Annotated in this window: 1 protein-coding gene; it reads left to right on the top strand. The window is 49.7% G+C overall.

The genetic code is table 11. From position 1 onward, the window contains the following. Positions 1-2: 2 nt before the first annotated feature. Positions 3-588 (top strand): SDR family oxidoreductase (locus tag R7Z77_RS27050; protein ID WP_318137265.1); only part of this gene is annotated, 586 nt, incomplete at its 3' end.

Below are 588 nucleotides of genomic sequence, written 5' to 3'. Positions count from 1 at the left end.
TGATCGTCGGCGGAAACGGAGGGATTGGTTTGGCGATGGTCAAAGAGGCACTAGTGCACTTTCCGTTGGCACAAATTCACGCGACCTATCGGCGCACAAAATCCGATTATGAACATTCAGCCTTGATTTGGCACCAGGTCGATGTCACGGATGAAACGCAGGTCAAGAATTTGAGTCAAGCGGTTAACAGCATCGATTGGGTGATCAACTGTGTCGGTATGCTGCATACGCCAGACAAGGGGCCGGAGAAAAATCTCAGTATGGTGGCGCCTGACTTTTTTCTGCAAAACATCGCCGTTAACACCTTGCCAAGCATGTTACTTGCGAAGTATTTCTCGCCACTTTTAAAGCGCAGTGGTGCACCTAAATTTGCGGTTGTTTCGGCCAAAGTCGGCAGTATTAGCGATAATCGTCTTGGCGGTTGGTACAGTTATCGAGCCTCGAAAGCCGCGCTGAACATGTTTCTCAAAACCATGTCGATTGAATGGCAACGCACGCTTAAAAATGGCGTGGTCTTGGCATTGCATCCGGGCACGACCGATACCGCGTTGTCTGAACCGTTTCAAGCTAATGTCCCTGAGAGCAAGT

The organism is Vibrio sp. 1401, from assembly GCF_033340295.1.
Note: the sequence above shows the minus strand (reverse complement) of the source record. Positions and strands in the feature narration are given on the sequence as shown.